The organism is Rhizobacter sp. LjRoot28 (assembly GCF_964253025.1).
In the GTDB taxonomy this organism is placed as follows: Bacteria; Pseudomonadota; Gammaproteobacteria; order Burkholderiales; family Burkholderiaceae_C; genus Rhizobacter.
Map to the genome: position 1 here is coordinate 396,853 of NZ_CAXUQC020000001.1, position 24,830 is coordinate 421,682.

General features: G+C 67.1%; 27 protein-coding genes. 17 read left to right on the forward strand and 10 right to left on the reverse strand.

From position 1 onward, the window contains the following. Window positions 1–2 precede the first annotated feature (2 nt). The 4 genes from neuB to ACSQ2F_RS01870 are packed head-to-tail and all read left to right on the forward strand — an operon-like array spanning window position 3 to window position 4,288. The gene (gene neuB / locus ACSQ2F_RS01855; protein WP_436019196.1) at window positions 3–1,037 is read left to right on the forward strand and encodes an N-acetylneuraminate synthase; all 1,035 of its coding nucleotides are present in this window, start codon (window positions 3–5) and stop codon (window positions 1,035–1,037) included. After that, window positions 1,034–2,176, forward strand: coding sequence for a UDP-N-acetylglucosamine 2-epimerase (neuC, locus tag ACSQ2F_RS01860; protein WP_436019198.1), 1,143 nt, complete (start codon window positions 1,034–1,036; stop codon window positions 2,174–2,176). Before neuB ends, neuC begins: the two co-directional genes overlap by 4 nt. After that, on the forward strand, window positions 2,166–2,813 hold the full coding sequence (locus tag ACSQ2F_RS01865; protein ID WP_436019200.1) for a NeuD/PglB/VioB family sugar acetyltransferase: 648 nt from the start codon (window positions 2,166–2,168) through the stop codon (window positions 2,811–2,813). The genes neuC and ACSQ2F_RS01865 overlap by 11 nt, the downstream gene beginning before the upstream one ends. Then, window positions 2,810–4,288 (forward strand): aminotransferase class I/II-fold pyridoxal phosphate-dependent enzyme, encoded by a 1,479-nt coding sequence (locus ACSQ2F_RS01870; RefSeq protein WP_436019202.1) that lies wholly within the window; start codon window positions 2,810–2,812, stop codon window positions 4,286–4,288. Before ACSQ2F_RS01865 ends, ACSQ2F_RS01870 begins: the two co-directional genes overlap by 4 nt. A gap of 27 nt (window positions 4,289–4,315) precedes the next feature. Here ACSQ2F_RS01870 and ACSQ2F_RS01875 read toward each other — a convergent pair whose 3' ends face one another. The 8 genes from ACSQ2F_RS01875 to rfbB all read right to left on the reverse strand — a co-directional run bounded on the left by ACSQ2F_RS01875 (window position 4,316) and on the right by rfbB (window position 12,315). Next, window positions 4,316–5,605, reverse strand: a complete 1,290-nt coding sequence (locus ACSQ2F_RS01875) for an Ig-like domain-containing protein (RefSeq protein ID WP_436019204.1) — start codon at window positions 5,603–5,605, stop codon at window positions 4,316–4,318. 687 nt (window positions 5,606–6,292) lie between these two features. Next, on the reverse strand, window positions 6,293–7,393 hold the full coding sequence (locus ACSQ2F_RS01880) for a DegT/DnrJ/EryC1/StrS family aminotransferase (protein ID WP_436019206.1): 1,101 nt from the start codon (window positions 7,391–7,393) through the stop codon (window positions 6,293–6,295). Further along, window positions 7,390–8,169, reverse strand: a complete 780-nt coding sequence (locus tag ACSQ2F_RS01885) for an acyltransferase (protein WP_436019208.1) — start codon at window positions 8,167–8,169, stop codon at window positions 7,390–7,392. Before ACSQ2F_RS01885 ends, ACSQ2F_RS01880 begins: the two co-directional genes overlap by 4 nt. Further along, window positions 8,166–8,660 carry a sugar 3,4-ketoisomerase gene (locus tag ACSQ2F_RS01890; RefSeq protein WP_436019210.1) on the reverse strand — a complete coding sequence of 165 codons (495 nt, stop codon included), beginning with the start codon at window positions 8,658–8,660 and terminating at the stop codon, window positions 8,166–8,168. The genes ACSQ2F_RS01885 and ACSQ2F_RS01890 overlap by 4 nt, the downstream gene beginning before the upstream one ends. Before the next feature lie 222 nt (window positions 8,661–8,882). Continuing rightward, window positions 8,883–9,431 carry a dTDP-4-dehydrorhamnose 3,5-epimerase gene (gene rfbC / locus ACSQ2F_RS01895; protein ID WP_436019212.1) on the reverse strand — a complete coding sequence of 183 codons (549 nt, stop codon included), beginning with the start codon at window positions 9,429–9,431 and terminating at the stop codon, window positions 8,883–8,885. Next, window positions 9,431–10,315, reverse strand: coding sequence for a glucose-1-phosphate thymidylyltransferase RfbA (gene rfbA, locus ACSQ2F_RS01900; RefSeq protein WP_436019214.1), 885 nt, complete (start codon window positions 10,313–10,315; stop codon window positions 9,431–9,433). The genes rfbC and rfbA overlap by 1 nt, the downstream gene beginning before the upstream one ends. A 13-nt stretch (window positions 10,316–10,328) precedes the next feature. Beyond that, on the reverse strand, window positions 10,329–11,222 hold the full coding sequence (gene rfbD, locus ACSQ2F_RS01905) for a dTDP-4-dehydrorhamnose reductase (protein ID WP_436019216.1): 894 nt from the start codon (window positions 11,220–11,222) through the stop codon (window positions 10,329–10,331). A 28-nt stretch (window positions 11,223–11,250) separates the two neighbouring features. Further along, window positions 11,251–12,315, reverse strand: coding sequence for a dTDP-glucose 4,6-dehydratase (gene rfbB / locus ACSQ2F_RS01910; protein ID WP_436019218.1), 1,065 nt, complete (start codon window positions 12,313–12,315; stop codon window positions 11,251–11,253). A gap of 98 nt (window positions 12,316–12,413) precedes the next feature. Between rfbB and ACSQ2F_RS01915 the strand changes: the two genes are divergently transcribed. After that, complete coding sequence (locus ACSQ2F_RS01915) at window positions 12,414–13,895, forward strand: DEAD/DEAH box helicase (RefSeq protein WP_436019220.1); 1,482 nt, start codon at window positions 12,414–12,416, stop codon at window positions 13,893–13,895. Window positions 13,896–13,970: 75 nt separating this feature from the next. Here the strand turns inward: ACSQ2F_RS01915 and ACSQ2F_RS01920 are convergent, their stop codons facing one another. Together ACSQ2F_RS01920 and ACSQ2F_RS01925 are read right to left on the reverse strand one after the other, a co-directional pair. Further along, entirely contained in the window at window positions 13,971–14,732 is a 762-nt protein-coding gene (locus ACSQ2F_RS01920) for an SAM-dependent methyltransferase (RefSeq protein WP_436019222.1), read from the reverse strand. After that, window positions 14,729–15,322, reverse strand: a complete 594-nt coding sequence (locus tag ACSQ2F_RS01925; RefSeq protein ID WP_436019224.1) for a Maf family nucleotide pyrophosphatase — start codon at window positions 15,320–15,322, stop codon at window positions 14,729–14,731. Before ACSQ2F_RS01925 ends, ACSQ2F_RS01920 begins: the two co-directional genes overlap by 4 nt. An 80-nt stretch (window positions 15,323–15,402) precedes the next feature. Between ACSQ2F_RS01925 and ACSQ2F_RS01930 the strand changes: the two genes are divergently transcribed. From ACSQ2F_RS01930 to ACSQ2F_RS01985, 12 genes are all read left to right on the forward strand, one after another. Continuing rightward, window positions 15,403–15,951 (forward strand): YceD family protein, encoded by a 549-nt coding sequence (locus ACSQ2F_RS01930; RefSeq protein ID WP_436019226.1) that lies wholly within the window; start codon window positions 15,403–15,405, stop codon window positions 15,949–15,951. A gap of 150 nt (window positions 15,952–16,101) precedes the next feature. Continuing rightward, entirely contained in the window at window positions 16,102–16,284 is a 183-nt protein-coding gene (rpmF, locus tag ACSQ2F_RS01935; RefSeq protein WP_436019228.1) for a 50S ribosomal protein L32, read from the forward strand. 150 nt (window positions 16,285–16,434) lie between these two features. Continuing rightward, complete coding sequence (gene plsX / locus ACSQ2F_RS01940; protein ID WP_436019230.1) at window positions 16,435–17,547, forward strand: phosphate acyltransferase PlsX; 1,113 nt, start codon at window positions 16,435–16,437, stop codon at window positions 17,545–17,547. Further along, window positions 17,544–18,536, forward strand: a complete 993-nt coding sequence (locus ACSQ2F_RS01945; protein WP_436019232.1) for a beta-ketoacyl-ACP synthase III — start codon at window positions 17,544–17,546, stop codon at window positions 18,534–18,536. Before plsX ends, ACSQ2F_RS01945 begins: the two co-directional genes overlap by 4 nt. A gap of 66 nt (window positions 18,537–18,602) precedes the next feature. Then, window positions 18,603–19,541, forward strand: a complete 939-nt coding sequence (gene fabD / locus ACSQ2F_RS01950; RefSeq protein WP_436019234.1) for an ACP S-malonyltransferase — start codon at window positions 18,603–18,605, stop codon at window positions 19,539–19,541. Continuing rightward, the gene (fabG, locus tag ACSQ2F_RS01955; RefSeq protein ID WP_436019236.1) at window positions 19,538–20,287 is read left to right on the forward strand and encodes a 3-oxoacyl-ACP reductase FabG; all 750 of its coding nucleotides are present in this window, start codon (window positions 19,538–19,540) and stop codon (window positions 20,285–20,287) included. Before fabD ends, fabG begins: the two co-directional genes overlap by 4 nt. Window positions 20,288–20,425: 138 nt before the next feature. Then, the gene (gene acpP / locus ACSQ2F_RS01960; protein WP_436019238.1) at window positions 20,426–20,665 is read left to right on the forward strand and encodes an acyl carrier protein; all 240 of its coding nucleotides are present in this window, start codon (window positions 20,426–20,428) and stop codon (window positions 20,663–20,665) included. 36 nt (window positions 20,666–20,701) lie between these two features. Then, entirely contained in the window at window positions 20,702–21,946 is a 1,245-nt protein-coding gene (gene fabF / locus ACSQ2F_RS01965) for a beta-ketoacyl-ACP synthase II (protein WP_436019240.1), read from the forward strand. 21 nt (window positions 21,947–21,967) lie between these two features. Then, window positions 21,968–22,417, forward strand: a complete 450-nt coding sequence (locus ACSQ2F_RS01970; protein WP_436019242.1) for a hypothetical protein — start codon at window positions 21,968–21,970, stop codon at window positions 22,415–22,417. A gap of 10 nt (window positions 22,418–22,427) precedes the next feature. Further along, entirely contained in the window at window positions 22,428–23,036 is a 609-nt protein-coding gene (rpoE, locus tag ACSQ2F_RS01975; RefSeq protein WP_436019244.1) for an RNA polymerase sigma factor RpoE, read from the forward strand. A gap of 57 nt (window positions 23,037–23,093) precedes the next feature. Beyond that, entirely contained in the window at window positions 23,094–23,771 is a 678-nt protein-coding gene (locus tag ACSQ2F_RS01980) for a sigma-E factor negative regulatory protein (protein WP_436019246.1), read from the forward strand. Window positions 23,772–23,774: 3 nt separating this feature from the next. Beyond that, window positions 23,775–24,824 carry a MucB/RseB C-terminal domain-containing protein gene (locus ACSQ2F_RS01985; protein ID WP_436019248.1) on the forward strand — a complete coding sequence of 350 codons (1,050 nt, stop codon included), beginning with the start codon at window positions 23,775–23,777 and terminating at the stop codon, window positions 24,822–24,824. Window positions 24,825–24,830 lie beyond the last annotated feature (6 nt).

Sequence of the window (24,830 nt, forward strand, 5' to 3'; positions counted from 1 at the left end):
ACATGAAGAAGACCTTCGTTATCGCTGAGGCCGGCGTCAACCACAATGGTTCCGAGGCCCTCGCGCTGCAGCTGGTCGATGCCGCCGCGCGTGTGGGTGCGGACGCCGTCAAGTTCCAGACCTTCACCGCCGACAAGCTCGTGCGGCAAGGTGCCGCAAAGGCCGAGTACCAGAAGCAGGCTACAGGGGACGGTGACCAGTACAGCATGCTCAAGCAGCTCGAGATGTCGCCTGAGTTGCACCACCGGCTCTTCGCGCGGTGCCAAGCGCTGGGCATCGAGTTCATGTCCACACCGTTCGACGAGGAAGCCGCCGATTTCCTCGTGGCGCTTGGAATGCGGCGCATCAAGGTGCCATCCGGCGAGATCACGAATCTGCCGTTCCTTCGCTACCTCGCGGCTAAAGGCCTGCCGCTGATCCTATCGACGGGCATGGCCACGCTTGACGAGATCGTTGAGGCCGTCGGTGCGATCGAAGCCGAGCGCCGACTGCTAGGTCTCGAGGGCGCGCTGGCGGACGTGCTGACGGTGCTGCATTGCACCTCGAACTACCCGGCGGCGAACATCGATGTAAATCTGCGCGCAATGGGCACCATCGGCGCCGCGACGGCTGTGCCGATCGGCTATTCTGACCACACACTTGGTGTCGCTGTCTCGACCGCGGCTGTGGCGCTCGGTGCGACGGTCATCGAGAAGCACTTCACGCTCGACAAGAACCTGGCCGGACCCGATCATCAGGCCTCTCTCTCGGTCGACGAACTGGCTACGCTGGTGGGCCAAATCCGGGCCGTGGAAGTGGCGCTCGGCACGCCCGAGAAGGCCCCAACCCCAGCCGAACTGCCGGTGCGGGCACTCGTCCGTCGCAGCGTCACGACGGTGCGGGCGCTACCGGCAGGTTCGGTGCTGAAGCCAGCAGACCTTTGCCTGCTGCGGCCGGGGGATGGCATCGCACCGAAGGCACTGGGCGAGGTGGCCGGCCGTCGCCTCCAGGTTCCGGTGGAGGCTGGCCAAACGCTGCGATGGGACGACTTGGCATGACGGGTGCGCGAAAGGTCTGCTATCTGAGCGGTACACGGGCCGACTTCGGCCTGATGGCCGCCACCCTGCGCGCCATGGACGCTGACCCTCGCCTCGAAGTCTCGGTGCTCGTCACGGGCATGCATCTGTCCACGCGGCACGGTCACACCGTCGACGAGATCGAGCGCTCTGGCCTGCGCATCGCCGCGCGGGTGCCGGTCGACATGAGTGTTGCGACCCAGGCCGTGATGGCCCGCAACGTCGGCATCATGTTGCAGGCGTTCGTGAGCGCTCTGGAGGCCGATCGCCCCGACCTGCTGCTGCTGCTGGGTGATCGCGGCGAGATGCTCGCGGGCGCGCTTGCAGCTATCCATCTGGCTATCCCGGTTGCGCACATCCACGGCGGCGAACGTTCAGGCACTGTAGACGAGCCGGTTCGGCATGCCATTTCGAAACTGTCGCACCTGCACCTCGTTGCCACCGACGAGGCCCGCGACAGACTGGTGCGCATGGGCGAGCGGGGTTGCTTCGTCACGGTGACCGGAGCGCCCGGCCTCGACGGGCTGCCCGAACTGGCGGCTAGTGCTTGTCGGCTCGGTCTGTGCGCCGACATGGGGTTGGACTCGGCCCGTCCGGTAGCGATTTTTCTCTACCACCCGGTACTTAACGAGGTCCGCACTGCGGCTCGTGATGCCCGTGCCGGGATCGAGGCCGCCCGGGCCGCGGGTTGCCAGGTCCTTGCGCTGATGCCCAACGCTGACGCCGGCAGCGACAACGTGCGGGATGCGCTCGATGAACTGGCCTCCGCCAGCCGCATCGTGCTTCGTACCCACATGCCGCGGCAGACTTTCGTGGGGTGGCTGGCGCACGCGGATGTCCTGATCGGAAATTCCAGCAGTGGCATCATCGAGGCGGCGACGTTCGGTCTGCCGGTAGTGAACATCGGGTCGCGCCAGAACATGCGGGAACGCAACGCCAACGTGATAGACGTGGCTGCCGACCCTTCGCGTATCGAAGAGGCAGTTCGCCGGGCAGTGGCAGGCGGTCGCCAGCCGCCGGCCAACGTATACGGCGATGGCCGCGCGGCTGCGCGTATCGTCGATCGGCTGGCCACGGTGGCACTCGACGCCAGCCTGCTGGACAAGTGCAATGCGTATTGAAGTGGCGGTGCCTGCCGAGCGGCTCGTGATTGTGGGGGCGGGAGGCCACGGCAAAGTTGTTGCCGATGCATGGCAGGCCGCCGGTGCGCAGGGCACTCTCTGCTTCGCGGACGACCTGCCGGCCTGTGCTGGCACGCGCTCGCTGGACTGGCCCATCATCGGGGCGCCTAGAGCTGTCGTCAAAGCCGACGACCGCTTCCACGTTGCAGTCGGGCACAACCCGACTCGGCAACGCTTGCTCGACGAACTCACTGACCGCGGAGCGCGGCCCGAGACTGTGATCCATCCGGCTGCGGTGGTGTCCCGCCATGCCGCCGTCGGGTTAGGGGTGTTCGTCGCCGCCGGGGCTGTCGTGGCTCCGGGTGCTCGTTTGGGCGACGGCACCATCGTCAACCACGGCGCGGTGGTCGACCATGACGTGGTGATCGGACGTGCCTGCCATGTCGCGCCCAATGCCACATTGGGCGGTGGGGTGCGGATCGGTGATCTTGCCATGATTGGAGCCGGGGCTACGGTGTTGCCGGCGGTGTCCGTGGGGGCGGGCGCGACGATTGGGGCCGGGGCCGTCGTGGTTCGGGATGTCCCTTCGGGTGAAGTGTTCTATGGTGTGCCGGCGCGGCCGTCACAGAAGGAATGAACGTGAACGAAATCAGCAAGACATTTGTCCGGCGGACCAATTCGGTCCGCGAGGCCCTGCAGCGTTTGGACAATGCGGGGACCGGCTTGCTGCTACTGGTCGACGCCGCGGATCGTTTCGAGCGAACCGTCACGGATGGCGACCTGCGACGCATGCTGCTCGAAGCTGGCTCGCTCGATGTCTCGCTCCAGGCTCTCCCCGTACTGCAGTCAGTGGTGCTCGACCATGCCTACACGCGCCAGGATGCACTCGCGCTGATGAACGAACATGGCATCAACCACCTGCCGGTGGTCGATGCGAGCGGGAAGGCCATCCGTCTGCTTCTGCGCAAGGACATCGACGAGCAAATCTTGCTGTCGACGCCGCACCTCGGGGAACACGAGCGCGAATTCGTTGAGGAAGCCTTCCGCACGAACTGGATCGCCCCGCTTGGCCCGAACGTCGATGCGTTTGAGTCAGAGCTCGCGGAATGGGTGGGCATCCGCCATGCTGCCGCGGTCAGTTCCGGGACCGCTGCCATCCACCTTTCGCTCGCGCTGCTCGGCGTCGGGCGCGGCGACTCCGTGTTCTGCTCCGCGCTCACGTTTGCGGCGTCGGCGAATCCCATCGTGTATCAGGGTGCGGAGCCGGTGTTCATTGATTCAGAGCCTGAGAGCTGGAACATGTCCCCCGCGGCGCTCGAGCGGGCATTGTCAACGGCGCGGGCGACCGGCCGCCTTCCGAAGGCGGTGATCGTCGTGCACCTGTACGGCCAGAGTGCCGACATGGATCCCTTGATGGCCCTGTGCGACCAGTACGGTGTGCCGTTGATTGAGGATGCGGCGGAGTCGCTCGGCGCAACCTACAAGGGCAAGGCGAGCGGAACCTTTGGGCAGATGGGCATCTATTCCTTCAACGGAAACAAGATCATCACCACTTCGGGCGGCGGGATGCTAGTTTCCGACGACGAGTCACTCGTGAAACGGGCGCGCTTTCTCTCCACCCAGGCTCGCGAGCCGTTTCCACACTACGAACACACCGTCATTGGGTTCAACTACCGCATGAGCAACATCCTCGCTGGCGTCGGGCGAGGTCAACTGCGTGTGCTGGGTGACCGTGTGGCATCCCGGCGTCGCATCTTCGAACGGTACCGCTCGGAATTGGCGCATGTGTCAGCAATCCGCTGGATGAACGAGCCGTCGTGGAGCATGTCGAATCGCTGGCTCACCGTTTGCACCCTGGCGCCGGAAGTCACCCGTCTCACCACCTCCGAAGTGATGCAGCGGTTGGCGGCGGAGCGCATTGAGGCACGTCCTGTGTGGAAACCGATGCAACTGCAACCAGTGTTCTCGTCTGCTGCCTACTTCGCGCACGGTGACGTTTCGGTGTCGCAGCAACTGTTCGAGCGCGGCATGTGTTTGCCGTCCGGATCCAACATGACCGAGGAGCAACAGGACCGCGTTATCGCGACGCTCGAGCGCGTCCTCGCGACCTGACGGCCGAGCGCCGGGGTTCCCGACTTGTCAGTGGAAGGGGACCACACTGACCGGACCGTTCAGGCCGGTCAGCACCGACTGGGTAGCGCCGTCCGCCACGTAGATGACACGAGAGTTGTCCGTGTCGGCCACCCACATTCCGTTCTCCGCGAGTGCCAGACCGTTCGGAGCGTACAGCGTGAACTCACCCGAGCACTGGTCCGAGGCGATTGATCGGCGGTGCTCACCAGTGGACCCGCAGTACTCCAATGGCGTGGTGCTGAGCGTCATGGACAGGTCCCAGCGAGTAAGCGTGGGGGGGGCCATCACGATGTGCTTGCTGTCATCGGCAGTGTTCAGGGCGATGATCCGATCGATGTGCTCCTCGGCTACGTACAGGAAATCACCGCGCCAGACCAAGTCGTTCGGATAAGTGACCGAGTACTCCGACAGCACCTTACCCGGCTGCTGCAACGACTGCACGAAGACGCGCTGTCCGAATGTGTCCGCCACGGCGAGGCGGTCGCCCACGAGGTCCGCGGAGCGCGCGTTGGTGGCGGTGACGGTCGAGAAGAGGCGTTCGCCGAGCACGAGGTCGGGTTGCCACGCGTACACCTCGACAGGACCGACGTCGTTATAGACCACCACCAGACGGCTTTCTGCGACCTTCACGAAGTTGACCTGACGGTCGAATCGCAGCGTCTTCACCAAGTGCCCGTCCTCGTCGAGCACGTGGACGAGTTTCAGGTCGATGAGATCGCTCGTGAAGATGTGGTCGCCGTCGGCTGAGACGAAACGTCCGCCGCTGGGGAACGTCCAGCGAATCTGCGCGTCGGCGTCGAAGCTCACCACGGCCTTCTGGAACTGCACCATCACAAGCATGCCGCTCGGGAACGGTTGCCCGGTGGCACGCGCCTTGATCGGTTCGTCGTCGCTGTAGAAAACGTTTACGGTGTTCGCGCCCGGTGAATAGTACGAGTAACCGCTCTCGGGTGCGTAGCTTAACGGCACGTAAGAAGCTGGATAGGCGATGGGCGGGCTCGGATCAATCTCGAAGGTAACGCCCACGGGCGTCGCGTTGACATTTCCGGCGGCGTCGGACACGCGACGCGCGGCCAGCGCAATGCTCGCCTGCCCGGTGGCCACGTCCGAGCGAACCTCGATCCGGTAGCGTTCCTTCGACTCGACATTGAAACTGACCACCGAGACGCCATGCAGCTCGAAATCCTCGGCGGTCAGGGCCTGCGTGGCATCGCTGACATCTACAGTCACCGTGGCGCTATCTTCGTAGCGAAGCGTGGTCGTCGTGCTGGAAACGTTGACGACCGGAGGGGTCACGTCAGGGGGGCCATCGCCGCCTCCACCGCCGCAAGCCGTCACGGCCAGCGTGCAGGCTAGCGCCATTGAGACGGCGAAACAGGACGATTGGACAGTGGAGAGAGGACGCATGAGAAACCATCTCGCCCCGTGAGGCGAGGATGCAGCACGGACAATGACGACGTCAGAATTTGTCTGCAGTGCAGTGAAACATCAGCACGTTGCAAGCTCGGTTGAGCTTTTTCTGATCGTAAGCTCCCGCCTCCAAGTAGACAACCCATTCCAACGAGGCTCGAGGTACTGAAGCGCGATACCCTTGGCGGAAACCCTGCCACCGGCGACATTTCACGTCCCGTGGTTTAGTGTGAATTGGCTCCGCTGCACCGTATATCGGATCAGGCTGTGCACGACCTGCAACTTGCGCTGCGTTCTTTCGAGATGCTCGGTGAAACGCGCGTTCACGCGAGCGGGTGGACACAGCCCATACACCGGCTGGTCTTGGGACACTCTATTGAAGTTCTGGGCTGTTCGCTCGCTCGGCACGCGTAACCTCGAAGCTCGCGAGCAATACCTCATCCTTGAGTTTCGGCGGATAAGTGGAAGACGTCGCCCAAGCCGAGGCCAGAGGGTGTCGACTACTGGCAACCGTCGGATTCAGCGTCGCTCATTCCGTGTGCCTATGCACAAGCGCATGGTCAACCTTGCCCGTCACGCGAGTGCTCGCCTTACAGCCGCCACAACCTGTGCGACTTGGGCGTCCAACATCGTCGGCCCGATCGGCAGGCTTAGGACCTCAGCGTGCGTCCGTTCAGCGATAGGCAGCGAGCCATGAACCAAGCCGAGTCCGTCATAGGCAGACTGTTCGTGCGGAGGGACGGGGTAGTGGATGACGGTGCCGACTCCGGCGACTGCAAGCGCCTGGACCAAGTCATCGCGCCGAGCGTGCCGAACCACATACAAATGCCACACCGGCTCGCAACCCGTGGCCACGGTGGGCAGCGTCAAGCCAGGAATGCCTGCCAACTCGCGGTCATAGATCGCCGCGATTTCGCCGCGCCGCGCATTGTCCGCGTCCAGCAACGGCAGCTTCGCCCGCAGGAACGCCGACTGCAATTCATCCAGCCGCGAGTTGTACCCGATCACGTCGTTGTGGTACTTGACCTTGGAACCATAGTTGCGCAGCACGCGCAATTGGTCGGCCAAGGCGGCGTCGTCCGTGGTGATGGCGCCGGCATCGCCCAGCGCACCGAGGTTCTTGCCCGGGTAGAAGCTGAAGCCCGCTGCGTGCCCCAAGGTGCCGGCACGGCGTCCGTGCTGGCGCGCACCGTGGGCCTGGGCGGCGTCCTCCAGCACCTTGAGGCCGTGGCGCTCGGCGATCGGCATCAGGGCGGCCATGTCGGCGGTCTGCCCGTAGAGGTGGACGGCAATGATGGCTCGCGTGCGGGGTGTGATGGCGGCTTCCACCCTCGCCGGGTCGATGTTGCAGGTGGCCTCGATGGGCTCCACCGGCACGGGTGTCGCGCCGGTGTAGCTCACGGCCAGCCAGGTGGCGATGTAGGTGTTGGACGGGACGATGACCTCGTCGCCGGGTCCGATGCCCCAGGCGCGCAGCACGAGGTGCAGGGCTTCCAGGCCGTTGGCGACGCCGACGGCGTGCTTGGCACCGCAGTAGGCGGCGAACTCGGCTTCGAACGCCTGGGTTTCCTGGCCGAGGATGAGCCAGCCGGAGTCGAGCACGCGGTCGAGTGCCTGGTGGAACTCCTGGCGCTGTCGCAGGTTGATGGACCGCAGGTCAAGGAAGGGGATCACGGCTGCTTGCCTTCGGAGGTGGGGTTGCGGGAGCCGGCACCGAACTCTTCGAGCCATGCCTTGACGGCGGCGTCGGGGTAGCCGCGGGAGAAGTGGCGGCGCCAAGGGTAGGCGGGCCGGCCGCTGCCGTCGCGAAGCTTGATCTCTTCGGTGCGACAGACAACCTTGGCGGGTGAGCCGGCCACGACCATGTCGGCGGCCACGTCGCGGTTGACGGAGGAATGGGCGCCCACGAGCGCGCCGCGACCCACCGTGACGCCGGGCAGGATGACGGACATGGTGGCGACGGCCGCGAAGTCCTCGACGGTGGCGCCGAGCATGACGTCGCTCGGCGGGTGGGGGTCGTTGGTCAGCACGACATAGGGGAAGATCCAGACGTAGTTGCCCACGGTGGCATGCTGGCCGATGTGCACGTTGCTGTGGAAGCGAACGTGATTGCCGATGGCGCATGTGCCCTGGATGTCACTCAGCGTGCCGATCTGCAGGTTCTCGCCGGCCCGCACGCCCTCCCTGACGGTGACGCGATGGCCCGTGACGAGCCGCTCACCGAAACTCGAGCCTTGATAGAAGAGGCTGTAGGAGCGGATCAGCGCGCCGGCCCCGATCACCAGCGGCCGGCCCTCGGCGCGCGCGGTGGGGTGGCCGATTTCGCAGTGGGCGCCGATCTCCGAGTCGTCGCCGATCTCCACGTTGGGGTGGATGATGGTGAACGGGCCTACGGACACGTTGCGGCCCAGCCGGGCCTCGGGCGCTACAAGGGCGGTGGGGTGGATCACGGCGCTTCCTTTGGATGGGGCTGGCCGGTGGGCGGAGCCGGCGGTGTGGCAGGGGCGCTGGCGTCACCGGTGGGTGAGCGCCTGGCGAGTGCCGCCGCCTGCAGGAACTCGTCGTAGTTGCGGTAGTAGTCGGCTTCGGAGTAGTGCTCGGAGGCCAACACCATGCACACCGCCCCGGACGAGAAGTTGTCGATCTCGCGCCAGACCATGGTGGGCACATACAGACCGAAGTAGCTCCGGTTCATGTGGAAGGTCTTCTTGGCGGCGCCGTCGTCCAGGTGAATGTCGAACGACCCCGACATCGCGATGATGAGCTGGTGCAGGTCCTTGTGCGCGTGGCCTCCGCGCTCCGCACCGCCCGGGACGTCGTAGAGGTAGTACACGCGCCGGATGTCGAACGGGATGTGCCGCCCCGCTTCGACGAAAGTCAGGTTGCCTCGCGGATCGTTGATGCGCGGGAGATCGATGATCTTGCAGTCGCTGAGGGACATGTGCGTGAACTTCTAGGCTGACGCGCGGTGGTCGATGAACCGCGCAGCCGGATCCATGATCGTCGAACGCTCGGCACGGTTGGCATAGGAGCCGCGACGGCCCCCCACTCGAGAGGGCGATGAGTTCATGCCTCGACGCTGCCGAATGCGTCCCAAAGGGAAATGGGGCAGTGTGCCCATGCAGAAGGACCGGGCGGGCAAGGCGCTGGACATGGCCGCTGCTCAGAAGGTTCGGGCGTCGGCAAAGCCGGGGGCTTGCCGATCCTTTTCCGAAAGCTGCAGCGGCACGCCAATTGGTGGCCACGCAACTCCGATTTCAGGCGCGTCCCAACGAACTGCGGCCTCGGCGTGTGGGGCGTAGTAGTCCGTGGTCTTGTAGAGGAAGTCCGCCACGTCGCTGAGCACGAGAAAGCCGTGTGCAAAACCTGCAGGTATCCACATCATCCTGTGGTTCGTGGCGCTCAGTTCTTCTCCCACCCAGCGACCGAACGTCGGGCTGTCGCGTCGCATGTCGACGGCAACGTCGAACACGGCACCCGTCACCACGCGCACCAGCTTGCCTTGGGCGTGAGGCGGCAACTGATAGTGCAGCCCACGCAGCACCCCCTTGGCAGAGCGGGAGTGGTTGTCCTGAACGAAGGTGACGGGGTAGCCGACCGCCTCGTCGAACTGACGTTGGTTGAAGCTCTCCATGAAGAAGCCGCGCTCGTCGCCGAAGCACTTGGGCTCCAGGAGCAGGACTTCCGGCAGGGACATTGGGCTGACCTTCATCAGAACACCCGCTCGCGCATGACCTTCATCAGGTACTGCCCATACCCGTTCTTCATCATGGGCGCGGCCAGCGCCTCAAGCTGCGCCCCGTTGATCCACCCGGACCGGTACGCAATCTCCTCAGGGCACGCCACCTTCAACCCTTGCCGCTTCTCCAGCGTGGCAATGAACTGCCCCGCCTCCAGCAGGCTGTCGTGGGTGCCGGTGTCGAGCCAGGCATAGCCTCGCCCCATGATCTCGACCTGCAGCTGCTGCTGGGCGAGGTACCGGGCGTTGACGTCGGTGATCTCGAGTTCGCCGCGGGCGGACGGGCGGATGCTGGCCGCGATGTCGCACACCTGCTCGTCGTAGAAGTAGAGGCCGGTGACCGCATAGTTGCTCTTGGGCACCGGGGGCTTCTCCTCGATGCTGAGGGCCTGACGATGCGCGTCGAACTGCACGACGCCATAGCGCTCGGGGTCGGTCACGTGGTACGCGAAGACGGAGGCGCCGCGTTCGCGGTGCGTGGCGGAGTGCAGCAGCCCCTGCAGGTCGTGGCCGTAGAAGATGTTGTCGCCGAGCACGAGGGCACTGGGGTGCCCGTCGATGAAGTCGCGGCCGAGGATGAAGGCCTGGGCCAGGCCATCGGGGCTGGGTTGCACGCAATAGCGGATGCTGATGCCCCACTGCGCGCCGTCGCCGAGCAGGGCTTCGAAGCGGGGCGTGTCCTGAGGCGTGCTGATGAGCAGGATGTCGCGGATGCCGGCGAGCATGAGGGTGCTCAGCGGGTAGTACACCATCGGCTTGTCGTACACGGGCAGCAGCTGCTTGCTGATGGCGAGCGTGGCCGGATGCAGCCGGGTGCCCGAGCCCCCGGCGAGGATGATGCCTTTGCGGGTCGTCATGGGTGGTGTGGGGTCAGGTCGCGAGCGTCTCGGCCAGCATGCGGTCCACGCCATGCTGCCAGGCGGGCAGGGTGAGGTCGAAGGTGCGGCACAGGCGCGTGGTGTCGAGGCGCGAGTTCGCGGGCCGGCGGGCCGGTGTAGGGAAGGCGCTGGTGGGCACGGGGTGCACGGCGTCCGGGCCGGCGCGCAGCGTCTGGCCGGCGGCCTGGGCCTGGGCGATGACGTGGCGGGCATAGCCGTGCCAGGTGGTTTCACCTGCGGCCACGGCGTGGTACGTGCCGCTGACCTCGGGCCGGACCTGAGCCGTCCGCAACGCGTGAGCGGTGATGTCGGCCAGCAGCTCGGCGCCGGTGGGTGCACCGAACTGGTCGTCGACCACCGTGAGGCGCTCGCGCTCGCGCGCCAGGCGCAGCATGGTCTTGGCGAAGTTGCCCCCGCGCGCGGCGTAGACCCAGCTCGTGCGGAAGATGAGGTGACGGCAGCCGCTCAGGCGGATGGCCGCTTCGCCATCGGCCTTGGACTGGCCGTAGACGCTGAGGGGGGCGACCGGGTCGGCCTCGGTCCAGGGCGCGGTGCCGCTGCCATCGAAGACGTAGTCGGTGCTGTAGTGGACGAGCCAGGCGCCAAGCGCTGCCGCCTCGCGTGCCAGAGCGGCGGGCGCGGTGGTGTTCACCGTGCGGGCCAGTTCGGGCTCGCTCTCGGCCCGGTCGACTGCGGTGTGCGCCGCGGCGTTGACGATGACGTCGGGCTTGACCGCCTGGACGAGGGCGGCAAGGCCTTCGGGATCGCCCAGGTCGGCCGTGGGCTCGCTGTGGCGGTCGAGGGCCACCAGCTGGCCCAGGGGCGCGAGCGAACGTTGCAGCTCCCAGCCGACCTGGCCGTTCTTGCCGAGCAGGAGAATCTTCATGGTCGGGCCCGCCGCCACAGGACGCGCCTCACGCGCGGGCCTCGCCATACTGCTTCGTCACCCAGTCGCGGTAGCTGCCGCTTTGCACGTGGGCCACCCAATCGCCGTTGGCGAGGTACCACTCGACCGTCTTGCGAATGCCGGTCTCGAAGGTCTCGGCCGGCTTCCAGCCGAGTTCGCGTTCGAGCTTGCGGGCGTCGATGGCGTAGCGGCGGTCGTGGCCGGGGCGGTCGGTGACGAAGGTGATGAGGCGCTGGTAGCTGCCCTCGGCGCTCGGGCGCAGCTCGTCGAGCAGGGCGCACACGGTGTGCACGATCTCGAGGTTGGGCTTCTCGTTCCAGCCGCCCACGTTGTAGGTTTCGCCCAGGCGACCGCGGGCCAGCACTTCTCGGATGGCGGCGCAGTGGTCTTTGACGTAGAGCCAGTCGCGCACCTGCTGGCCGTCGCCATAGACCGGCAGGGGCTTGCCGGCCAGGGCGTTGACGATCATCAGCGGGATGAGCTTCTCGGGGAAGTGGTACGGCCCGTAATTGTTGCTGCAGTTCGTCGTGACGACAGGCAGGCCGTAGGTGTGGAACCAGGCGCGCACGAGGTGGTCGCTCGCGGCCTTGCTGGCCGAGTAGGGGCTGTTGGGCTCGTACGGGTGGGACTCGGTGAAGGCCGGCGCGTCGGCCGAGAGCGAGCCGTACACCTCATCGGTGCTCACGTGGTGGAAGCGGAAGGCGGCACGGGCCTCACCCTCGAGCGACATCCAATGGGCGCGCGCGGCCTCGAGCAGCGTGAACGTGCCGTTGACGTTGGTGCGGATGAAGTCGCCCGGGCCGTGGATGCTGCGATCGACGTGGCTCTCGGCCGCGAAGTGCACGATGGCGCGGGGCTGGTGCTCGGCGAGCAGGCGGTCGAGTAGGGCGCGGTCGGTGATGTCGCCGTGCACGAAGACGTGGCGCGGATCGCCCTGCAGGGAGGCGAGGCTCTCCAGGTTGCCGGCGTAGGTGAGCGCGTCCAGGTTCAGGACGGGCTCGTCGCAGTTGGCGAGCCAGTCGAGCACGAAATTGGCGCCGATGAAACCGGCGCCGCCGGTGACGAGAATCATGGGGGGCGGCTTTGTGCGAAAACGCCGATTCTAGTGGTGGCCGGCCCGCCGGAAGGGGTGCCTTACCCGCCCGTCCCAGTAAAGGGGATAATCCCGGGATGACCGATACATCCCAGGATACCTCCCGCGTCGATGCGGCCGCGCCGCCGCCCGCGGTGGAATTCTCCACCTTGCCCCTGGCCCCGATGCTGCAGCGGGCCATTGCCGACTCCGGCTACACGATGGCCACCCCCATCCAGGCCAAGGCGATTCCGCTGGTGCTCGCAGGCCGCGACGTCATGGGCGCCGCCCAGACCGGCACCGGCAAGACGGCCGCCTTCTCGCTGCCGCTGCTGCAGAAGATGCTCAAGCACGAGACGAGCAGCGTCTCGCCTGCCCGCCATCCCGTGCGCGCGCTCGTGCTGGCTCCCACGCGTGAGTTGGCCGACCAGGTGGCCAACAACATCAAGGCCTACGCCAAGCACAGCAAGCTGCGCGTGGCGGTGGTGTTCGGTGGGGTCGACATGAAGCCGCAGACGCTCGAGCTCAAGGCTGGTGTCGAGGTGCTCATCGCCACGCCGGGCCGGCTGCTCGACCACATCGAGGCCAAGAACTGCGTGCTGAACCAGGTCGAGTACGTGGTGCTCGACGAGGCCGACCGCATGCTCGACATCGGCTTCCTGCCTGACCTCCAGCGCATCCTGAGCTACCTGCCCAAGCAGCGCCAGACGCTGTTGTTCTCGGCCACCTTCTCCACCGAGATCAAGCGCCTGGCCGAGAGCTACCTGCAGGACCCGATCCTCGTCGAGGTGGCCCGCCCCAACGCCACGGCCACCAACGTGGAGCAGCGCTTCTACAGCGTCACGACCGACGACAAGCGCGCGGCCGTGGTGAAGGTGCTGGCCGACCGCGGCATCAAGCAGGCGATTGTCTTCGTCAATTCGAAGCTGGGTTGCGCGCGCCTGGCGCGTTCGCTGGAGCGCGACGGCCTGAAGACCAATGCGCTGCACGGCGACAAGTCGCAGGACGAGCGCCTGAAGGCGCTCGACGCCTTCAAGAAGGGCGAGACGGACGTGCTGGTGTGCACGGACGTGGCTGCCCGGGGCCTGGACATCGCCGACCTGCCGGCCGTCATCAACTTCGACGTGCCCTTCAATGCCGAGGACTACGTGCACCGCATTGGCCGCACGGGCCGCGCCGGCGCCTCGGGACTGGCGGTCACGCTGGTCACGCGCGACGACACGCGCCTGATGGGCGACATCGAGAAGCTCATCAAGAAGAAGCTCGAACTCGAGCCGCTGGAGTTCGACAGCAGCCGTCCGCGCCCCGAGGCGCGCGAAGGCCGCCCGGAGCGGGCACCGCGCCGCAGCTGGGACGATGCGGCCGGGCCTGGCGAGTCGGCGCCCCGGCCAACGCGCAGCTATGCGCCGCCCAAGGCCGCGCCGCGCGACCCGTTCTTCGACCGTCCCTACGAGCCTTCCGGCTCGGGTGAAGCGTCGTGGGAAAGCAAGGCGGCGCCCGTGCCCTCGGCCCGCGTGTCACCCAACATCAAGCCCAAGCGCAAGGTCGCGGCGCTGTTCGGCGGCAAGAAGGCCGACTGAATCGGGCCGCGACCAGCGGCGGCCGAAACCGCGCCACGCGCCGGTGCAGCCTGCCGGGTGGGCGCAGCGCCTGCGTCAGCACGCCAGCAACGAGAACACGGCCGGCACATCGTTCGCCACGGGACGTGGCGACGACTTCCAGCTGGAGACGCGCGCCGTGCGCGTCCACGCACCCGGCAGGGTCAGGCCGCTGCTCACCGACAACCAGGAGTCGGGCTTGAGGTGCGCCAGCAGGGCGCCCAGCAGGGCCTCGTTGCGGTAGGGCGTCTCGATCATGATCTGGGTTTGGCCCGCCCGGTGGGACAGGGCCTCGAGTTCGCGGATGCGTTGTCCGCGCTGTGTCGCATCCACTGGCAGGTATCCCACGAAGGCGAAGCTCTGGCCGTTGAGCCCGCTCGCCCCCAGCGCCATCAGCAGTGAACTGGGCCCCGCCAGCGGCAGGACCTCGATCGACAGCGCGTGTGCGGCCTGCACGAGTGCGGCGCCCGGATCGGCGATGGCCGGCAGGCCGGCCTCGGAGATGAGGCCGATGTCGTGCCCGTCGAGCGCCGGCTGCAGCAGGGGCTTGAGGTCGGGTGTGACAACCGGGGCGCGGCCGCCCTTGGCCGGGCGCGGTAACTCCACGATGGACAGGGCCTGCAGGGGCTGGGTCAGCGGCACGATGACGTCCACCCGCTTGAGGAGCGCCCGCGTGGTCTTTGCGTTCTCGGCCACCCAGTGGCCCAGGCGCGCGGCCGTGCGCAAGGCCCCGAGCGGCAACACGTCCTGCGGGTCGCCCTCGTCGGACACGCCGAAGTCCAGGGTGTTCGGCACGAGGATCAGGCGGCCGCGGCTCATGGGCGCAACGGGTCGATGCCCGCCTCGCGAAGCAGGGCGCAGGTGCGCATCAGCGGCAGCCCGATGAGGGCGGAGGGGTCGTCCGATTCGATGCGGGAGAGGAGGGCGATGCCGAGGCCTTCCGCCTTCGCACTGCCGGCGCAGTCGTAGGGCTGTTCGGCCCGCAGGTAGTGTTCGATGTCCTCGTCGGTCAGGTCGCGCACGAGGACGCTCACCTCGGCCAGCTCGGAAGCCTCCACCGCGCGGGCGATGCAGCGCACGGCCACGGCGGTGTGGAACACCACCCGCCGGCCGCGCATGGCGCGCAATTGTTCGACGGCGCGTTCGTGGTTGCCGGGCTTGCCGAGGGGTGTGCCGTCGAGGTCGGCCACCTGGTCGGAGCCGATCACCACGGCGCCGGGATGGCGGGCGGCCACGTCCGCTGCCTTGGCGCGGGCCAGGCGTCGGGCCAGGGTGGCAGGCTGCTCGCCAGGCAGCGGCGTCTCGTCGACATCAGGAGCGACGACCTCGAACGGCAGGCGCAGGCGTTCGAGCAGCTCACGCCGGTAGGGTGAGGTCGACGCGAGGATGAGTCGATGGGGGGAATGCATCGGCGGATTGTCCCATCCGGCGGGCCGTGACGACCCCTGTGGTGAAGGGGGCGCCGCCGATGCGGATTTACACTTGCGCCATGAAGTCCCGTGAATTCGACCCCCTCCGCCTCGACATCGCCGCCTTTGCCAAGGAAGAGGCAACGATCGAAGGCACCTGGCCGCTTGCATCGCTCGAACGACTGGCCGAATCCGTGGTGCCCGGCTCCGTGACCGATGCCCCGCCCGTCAATTGGCGGCTCGTCGGCGAGTCGCGCGCTGCCAAGGGCGGCACGCACGAGGTGTGGCTGCACCTCACGGCCCAGGGGCAGGTGGAACTGGAGTGCCAGCGCTGCCTGAAGCCGGTCACCGAGCCGATTGAAGCCGAGCGCTCCTTCCTCTTTGTTCACGGCGAGGAGGCGGCTGCTGCCCTGGATGCCGAAAGCGAGGACGACGTGCTGGCCATCAGCCGTGCGCTCGACGCGCGCGAGTTGATCGAGGACGAACTGCTGCTGGCCTTGCCCATCGTGCCGCGCCACGAGGTGTGCCCCGAGCCGCTGGCGGTGCCGGACGAGGACCTTCCCGCCGAGGAGGCGCCGCACCCTTTCGCGGCCCTCGCCGCCTTGAAGAAGGGCGGATTGCCCAACTGATCGCGCAAGCGATTCGTCCGCAGCGCGCCAGCGCGTGCTAGAATCTCAGGCTTTTCGACATCGTGAAGTGCTTCTGGCCGTCTGCCAGGGGGACTCACTGTTACACCCTGGCTCCTGTGAAAGAGCATCAGGAGACCTAAGGAGCTATCCATGGCTGTCCAGCAAAACAAGAAGTCGCCGTCCAAGCGCGGTATGCACCGTTCGCACAATGCCCTGACCACGCCGGGCACCGCGATCGAGCCGACGACGGGTGAGTCGCACCTGCGTCACCACATCAGCCCCAACGGCTTCTACCGTGGGCGCAAGGTGCTCAAGACCAAGGCAGACGCCTGACGGTCCCAGTTCGCACGGGTCACTGCCACTCTCCGGCGTGACGCGTCAACTGCTTGAAACCCATCACCTGCCCGGCCTGCGCTGCAGTGCGTTGCCGGGCTTGTGTGTTTCCGCGCCGATGATCTCCCGCTCGCCCTGGCTCGTGCCCCGATGACTTCGCCTGCGTTGCCTGCCCTCGATACCGTTCGCCTGTCCATCGATTGCATGGGAGGCGACCACGGTCCCTCGGTCACGCTGCCGGCCTGCCGCGCATTCCTGGATGCGCATCCGCGGGCTGAGTTGATCCTCGTGGGCCGCGCGGAGGCGCTGGCGCCCGCTGCGGGCTGGGCGCGCTGCCGCGTCGTTGCAGCCACCGAAGTCGTCGAGATGGACGACCCGGTGGAGGTGGCCTTGCGCCGCAAGAAGGACTCGTCGCTGCGCGTGGCGCTGAGCCAGGTCAAGGGTGGCGCCGATGGCACGCCGGCCGCGGCCGATGTCTGCGTGTCGGCCGGCAACACGGGCGCGCTGATGGCCGTGGCGCGCTACCTGCTCAAGACGCTCGACGGCATTGATCGTCCGGCCATCGCCACCGTGATGCCGAACCAGCGCGACGGCTTCACCACCGTGCTCGACCTCGGTGCCAACGTCGACTCCACGCCTGAGCACCTGTTGCAGTTCGCGGTGATGGGCAGTGCGCTCGTGTCGGCCGTCGAAGGCAAGCCGAACCCCACGGTGGGCCTGCTCAACATCGGCGAGGAAGCCATCAAGGGCAGCGAAGTGATCAAGCGTGCGGGGCAGCTGTTCCGCGCCGCCGGCCAGTCCGGCGCGATCAACTTCCACGGCAACGTCGAAGGCAACGACATCTTCAAGGGCACGACCGACGTCGTGGTCTGCGATGGGTTCGTCGGCAACGTGACGCTGAAGTCCGCCGAGGGCATGGCGAGCCTGATCGTCAGCCTGATCAAGCAGGAGTTCACCCGCACCTGGTTCACCAGGCTGCTGGCGGTGGTGGCAATGCCGGTGCTCAAGAGCTTCAAGGCGCGCGCGGACCACCGCCGCTACAACGGTGCGGCGCTGCTGGGGCTGCGCGGCCTCGTGTTCAAGAGCCACGGCTCGGCCGACGCCTTCGCATTCGAGCAGGCCTTGAATCGGGCTTATGATGCGGCCCGCAATCGTTTGCTTGACCGGGTGCACGACCAGATCCACCAGATGCTCCAGACGCAGCCCACCGTGGTGGCGTTGCAGGAGCCGCCGGTGAGTCCGGGCGACGCCCTCGCTGCATGACTTCATCACCTACCGCCCGCTATTCGCGCATCACCGGCACGGGCAGCTATCTGCCCCCGAAGCGCCTGAGCAACAGCCAGCTCGCCGAACAACTCGCCGCCGACGGCGTCGAAACGTCGGATGAGTGGATCGTCGCCCGCACCGGCATCCACGCTCGTCACTTCGCCGAGCCCGATGTGCCCTGCAGCGACCTGGCCGTCGCGGCCGCACGGCGCGCCATCGAGGCCGCCGGCCTGCAGCCCGCCGACATCGACCTGATCATCGTCGCCACGTCCACGCCCGACATGGTGTTCCCCTCCACCGCGTGCATCGTGCAGCGCAAGCTGGGCATTGCCGGCTCGGCGGCCTTCGACGTGCAGGCGGTGTGCTCCGGCTTCGTCTACGGCCTCACCATCGCCGACGCCATGGTGCGCACCGGCGGCGCGCGCCGAGCCCTGGTGATTGGCGCCGAGGTGTTCTCCCGCATCCTCGACTTCAAGGACCGGACCACCTGCGTGCTCTTTGGCGATGGCGCCGGCGCCGTGGTGCTGGAGGCGAGCGACACCCCGGGCATCCTGGCCACCGAACTCCACGCTGACGGCAAGCATGCCGACATCCTCTGCACCCCGGGCACCGTCTCGGGCGGGCTGGTGACGGGCGATCCCTTCCTCAAGATGGATGGCCAGGCCGTCTTCAAGCTTGCGGTTGGCGTGCTCGAGGACGTGGCCCGTTCGGTGCTGGAAAAGGCCGGACGCACCGAGGCCGACATCGATTGGCTGGTGCCGCACCAGGCGAACATCCGCATCATGCATGGCACGGCCAAGAAGCTGAAGCTGTCGCTCGACAAGCTCATCGTCACCGTCGACGAGCACGGCAACACCTCGGCTGCCTCCATCCCGCTGGCGCTGGACACCGCCGTGCGTGCCGGCACCATCAAGCCCGGCGACACCGTCATGCTCGAAGGCGTGGGCGGTGGCTTCACCTGGGGCGCGGTGCTGCTGGACCTCTGAGCGTCGCAGCGTCCGTTTGCCCATCCCTCTCCATTGCCGCGTGGCCCGACAACCGAAAGTGTTGCCATGACTCCGTTTGCATTCGTTTTTCCCGGTCAGGGCTCCCAGGCCGTCGGCATGCTCGACGCCTGGGGCGATCACGCCGCCGTGCGCGACACGCTGGCTGAGGCCTCCCAGGCGCTCGGCGAAGACATCGGCGCCCTCATCGCCCAGGGCCCCAAGGAACAGCTGGACCTCACCACCAACACCCAGCCGGTCATGCTGACGGCAGGCGTGGCGTGCCTGAGGGCATGGCTGGCCGAGACCGGCCTGCAGCCGGCCGTGGTGGCCGGACACTCGCTCGGCGAGTACACCGCCCTGGTGGCGGCGGGCGTGCTCACCCTGGGCGACGCCTTGCCGCTGGTGCGCTTTCGCGCACAAGCCATGCAGGAAGCCGTGCCGGTGGGCGCGGGCGGCATGGCGGCCATCCTCGGCCTCGACGCTGCCGCCGTGCGCGACGGTTGCGCCGAGGCCGCGGCAGCGGTGGGCGAGGCGGTCGAAGCCGTGAACTTCAACGATCCGAAGCAGACCGTCATCGCCGGCACGCGCGCCGCGGTGGAGAAGGCCTGCGAGGTGCTGAAGGCCAAGGGCGCCAAGCGCGCCCTGCTGCTGTCTGTCTCGGCGCCGTTCCATTCGAGCCTCATGAAGCCCGCGGCCGAACGGCTCAAGGAGCGGCTGGAGGCCACGGCGTTCGCAACGCCCGCCATTCCGGTCATCAACAACATCGACGTGGCGGTTCAGACCGACGCGGCCGCGATCCGTGATGCCCTCTACCGCCAGGCCTTCGGTCCCGTGCGCTGGGTTGAGACGATCCAGGCCGTCCGCGCGCGCGGCATCAGCCATGTGCTCGAATGCGGTCCGGGCAAGGTCCTGGCGGGCATGGTCAAGCGCATCGAGCCGGAAGCGACCGGCGCGCCGGTGTTCGATCCCGCCACACTGGCGGAAGCCAAGGGGATGCTGTCATGAGTGAAGTGTCGATGGTGGGCCAGGTGGCCCTCGTCACGGGTGCGTCCCGCGGCATCGGCCGGGCGATCGCCCTCACGCTGGCCCGCCAGGGCATGAAGGTCCTCGGCACGGCCACCACGTCCGCCGGCGCCGACGCGATCACCCAGGGCCTCGCCGCCCACGAGGGCTCGCGCGGCCTGGTGCTGAACGTCAACGATGCCGCCGGGCTGGACGCCGCGATCGACGGCATCGTCAAGGAGTTCGGTGGCTTGCACGTCCTGGTCAACAACGCCGGCATCACGCGCGACACGCTGTCGATGCGCATGAAGGACGACGACTGGGATGCGGTGCTCGACACCAACCTGAAGGCCGTCTTCCGCGCCAGCCGCGCCGCGATCAAGCCCATGATGAAGCAGCGCTACGGCCGCATCATCAACATCACCTCGGTGGTGGGCGCAAGCGGCAACGCCGGTCAGGCCAACTATGCGGCGGCCAAGGCCGGCGTGGCCGGCATGACCCGCTCGCTCGCCCGTGAACTGGGCAGCCGGGGCATCACGGTGAACTGCGTCGCGCCCGGTTTCATCGAGACCGACATGACCAAGGAACTCTCGGAGGCGCAGACTGCGTCCCTGCTCGGGCAGATCCCGCTGGGCCGCCTCGGCTCCGCGCAGGACATTGCCCATGCAGTGGCCTTCCTCGCCTCCCCCCATGCCGGCTACATCACCGGCAGCGAGATGCATGTCAACGGTGGCATGTACATGAATTGAGGTGCGGCGCCGTGTGATACCGGCGCCCGTTTCATCCGGTTGTCGAGCCCGACCGGCACGTCCTGGGGGTGTCTCCAAGCAGACACTCCACAAGCCGTAGAATCTCGGGCTGTCCAAGTAAACCCTCCTGGAGGAGTCATGAGCGATATCGAAGCACGTGTGAAGAAAATCATTGCCGAACAACTCGGCGTGCCTGAAACCGATGTGACCAACGAGAAGGCCTTCGTGGCCGATCTGGGCGCTGATTCGCTCGACACCGTGGAACTGGTGATGGCCCTGGAAGACGAGTTCGGCATCGAGATCCCCGATGAAGAAGCCGAGAAGATCACGACCGTGCAGCTCGCGATCGACTACGCTGTGAAGCACCAGAAGGCCTGACAGGCCGCGTCCCACTTTTCACTGGCAGTAATGCGCATGACCCGTCGTCGCGTCGTCGTCACCGGCCTCGGTCTGATCAGCCCCGTAGGCAATACGGTGGCTGACGGCTGGGCGAACATCCTCGCTGGTCGTTCCGGCATTGACACCATCACCAAGTTCGATGCGTCGAACTTCGCATGCCGGTTCGCGGGCGAGGTGAAAGGGTTCAATGTCGAGGACTACTTCCCCGCCAAGGAAGCCCGCCACATGGACACCTTCATCCATTACGGATTGGCGGCGTCCATCCAGGCGGTGCAGGACGCGGGTCTGCCCACGGGCGATGCCCTCAGTGAAGAGGCAGCCGAACGCATCGGCTGCATCGTGGGATCCGGGATCGGCGGCCTGCCGCTGATCGAGGAGACCCACGCAGAATTGACCGCACGCGGCCCCCGCCGCGTGTCCCCCTTCTTCGTGCCGGCGTCGATCATCAACATGATCTCCGGACACGTGTCCATCCGCTTCGGGTTCCAGGGCCCGAACCTCGCCATCGTCACGGCCTGCACCACCGGCCTGCACTGCATTGGCGAGGCCGGCCGCCTGATCGAATACGGCGACGCCGACGTGATGATCGCCGGTGGCTCCGAAGCCACGGTGTCTCCGCTGGGCGTGGGCGGCTTTGCCGCAGCGCGCGCGCTGTCGACCCGCAACGACGACCCGAAGACGGCGTCCCGTCCGTGGGACAAGGACCGCGACGGCTTCGTGCTGGGCGAAGGTGCCGGTGTGCTGGTGCTCGAGGAATACGAGCACGCCAAGCGCCGCGGTGCCAAGATCTACTGCGAGCTGGTGGGCTTCGGCATGGGCGCCGATGCGTACCACATGACCGCCCCGAACGTGGATGGTCCGAAGCGCTCCATGAAGGCCTCGCTGCGCAACGCCGGCATCAATGCCGACCAGGTCCAGTACCTGAATGCGCACGGCACGTCCACGCCGCTTGGCGACGTGAACGAGACGAACGCCATCAAGCTGGCCTTCGGTGATCATGCTCGCGACATGGTGATCAGTTCGACGAAGTCCATGACCGGCCACCTGCTGGGCGGCGCGGGCGGCATCGAATCCGTCTTCACCAGCCTGGCGGTGCACCACCAGATCGCCCCGCCGACGATCAACATCTTCAACCAGGATCCCGAGTGCGACCTGGACTACTGCGCCAACACCGCACGCGAGATGAAGATCGAGTACGCCGTCAAGAACAACTTCGGTTTCGGCGGCACCAACGGCACGCTGGTGTTCAAGCGCGTCTGAGCGGAGACCGGCCCTCGGCCCATGCATTCGCCGCCTGCCTTCCGGGTGTCCATCGTGCACTTCGGTGTGTGGCGGGCCATGTGCGCGGGCATGGGAGCGGCGGCGGTGCTGACCGCCGTGCAGTGGGCCGCCGCCATGGTGGGCCACACGGCCTGGGTCTGGGTGTGGCCTTTGGCAGTGAGTGCCGGTTGCGCGATGCTCTTGCGACGGCCCGTGCCATTTCATCTGCGCTGGGATACCCAGGACTGGTTCGTCGAACCCGGCCAGGGCGGGGCCCTTGCAGTCCCAGGGGCGCTCCAGGTGGCATTCGACCTGGGAGGCTGGATGCTCCTTCGTTTTGCCCCCGGGGAGGGCGGTCGCGCCCGTTGGCTGCCGGTCCAGCGCCGTGGGCACGAACCGGCGTGGCACGGCCTGCGCTCTACGGTATATTGCGCCCGCTCCCCCGTTGACCGCGCGGTCGCGGACCTCTGAATGCGCCTGAATGACCACCCCTGACGCCGACGCCCCCCTGATCGAACGTGTCAAACGCGGCGATGTGAAGGCGTTCGAGATGCTGGTGGTCAAGTACCAGCGCCGGATCGAGCGCCTCATCGGCCGGATGGTGCGTGACGTCGATCTGGTGCCGGACATCGCCCAGGAAACCTTCATCCGCGCCTACCGGGCCATTCCCCAGTTTCGTGGCGAAAGCGCCTTTTACACCTGGCTCTACCGCATCGCGGTGAACACGGCCAAGAAGACCCTGGTCGGCATGAAGCGGGATCCGATCGTGACGGAATCCGCGCGCGCGTCCCGGGATGACGACGATGAAACTTCCCGCGTGGAGAACGAACTAACCGACGGCGAAACGCCTGAGGCGGTGCTCGCGAGCAAGGAAATCGCGGCAGCGGTGAACGCTGCCATCGGTGCCTTGTCCGAGGACCTTCGCCAGGCGATCACCCTGCGGGAAATCGAAGGCCTGAGCTATGAGGAAATCGCGGACCTGATGAACTGCCCGATCGGTACCGTCCGGTCGCGCATCTTCAGGGCCCGGGAAGCCATTGCCCAGCGCTTGCGCCCCCTGCTGGATACTCGGGAAGGCGAGCGTTGGTGATGGGCAACGTTCGTTTCATGCTGCCTCATCGTGGTTTGATTTGTGTTGGAGAAGGCTATGTCGCAACGGTCTGAGAACAAGCTGGCGCCGATGGATGATGTGTCCGCGCTTGTCGATGGCGAACTCGACGAGTCAGCCGTCGCGCGCGTGTGCGCCCAATGGCGCAGTGACGAGGCCACCCGCGAGGCGTGGCACACGTACCAGCTCATCGGCGACGTTCTTCGGTCCGAGGACCTGGCCGCCGCCGGCGCGCGGGACGCCGCCTTCCTGACGGCCCTGCGCGGCCGATTGGCCGCAGAGCCGGTGGTGCTGGCGCCGCAGTCGGCTGAGCCCGCTTCGGCTCCGGTCATCGAGCCGGCCGTTGCCAACGGCGCCACTGGCCGGCGCGCCTGGCGTCGCCCGGCCGCCATGGTGGCCGGTATCGCGGTGGTGGCCAGCGTGCTGGTCGTGACGCGCATGCCCGGCTCGCCTGCGGTGGATGTGCCGGAAGGCACCGTGCTTGCGTCCGGACCGGCCGGTCAGGCAGCGGCCCCGACGCTGGTCGCGGCAGGCACCGCAACGGCCGGCGCCACGGAGGCGATGGTCCGTGACGAGGCGCAGGTCGTGCTCGATGGCGACCTGATCCGCGATGCCCGACTGGATGAATACCTTGCCGCCCACAAGAAGTTCGGCGGAAGTTCCGGCCCGGGCGCGCCCTCCGGCTTCCTGCGCAACGCCGCTGCCACGGGCCGCTGACCCATGCTGTTGTCCACCCGGGCCCGTCTGTCCTGCCTCACGCTGCTGTGCGCGGCGGCCCTGCCGATTCCGTTCGCCCATGCCGAAGGTGCGGGGGACAAGGGCGATCCCCTTGTCGAACGGCGCGAGACGAAGACCTGGCTGCACCGCATCCAGAACGCCGCCAACAAGCGCAGCTACCAGGGTACGGTGGTCGTGAGCACCGGCGGCGCCGTCGCCAGTTCCCGCATCGCCCACTACTGCGAAGGGCCTGACCAGTTCGAGCGCATCGACTCGCTCGACGGACAGGCTCGCCACGTCGTGCGCCACAACGACCAGGTTCACACCGTGTGGCCGCAGCGGCGCGTGGCGATGGTGGAGCGCCGTGACCAGATGAGCTCCTTCCCCGGCCTGCTCCAGGCCGGTGCCGAGCGGGCGCCCGACTTCTACGACATCAAGACCGCCGGGCAGGAGCGGGTCGCGGGCCGTGAAGCCGACGTGCTGCTGCTCAAGCCGCGGGACCACTACCGCTACGGGTACCGTCTGTGGGCCGACCAGGCCACCGGCCTCCTCCTGCGCAGCGAGGTCCTGGGCGAGCGCGGCAGCGTGCTGGAGTCGGCCGCATTCTCGGAGGTGACCATCGGTGCACGGCCTGCGGTCGATTCCCTGCTGCAACCGATCCGCAAGCTCGAGGGCTTCCGTGTGCTCCAGCCGACGGCGGTGCCGACGCAGCTCGAGGCAGAGGGCTGGAGCCTGGTTTCGAAGGTGCCGGGCTTTCAGCTCGTCAGCTGCGTGAAGCGCCCGGTGGACGGCCCCTTGCGGGAACAGGCGTCCGGCGTGGGGCCGGAGCCGCGTCAGCTCGTGCAGGCCGTGTTCTCCGACGGCATCACGTACGTGACGGTGTTCATCGAGCCCTTCAGTGCCGACCGCCATCCGCGCCCCATGAACGCCGCGATCGGCGCCACCCAGACGCTCATGCGCCGCCAGGCAGACTGGTGGATCACCTTGATGGGTGACGTGCCCGCTCCGACGCTGCGGCTTTTCGCTGACGCGCTGGAGCGCCGCAGCAAGTAAGCTCCG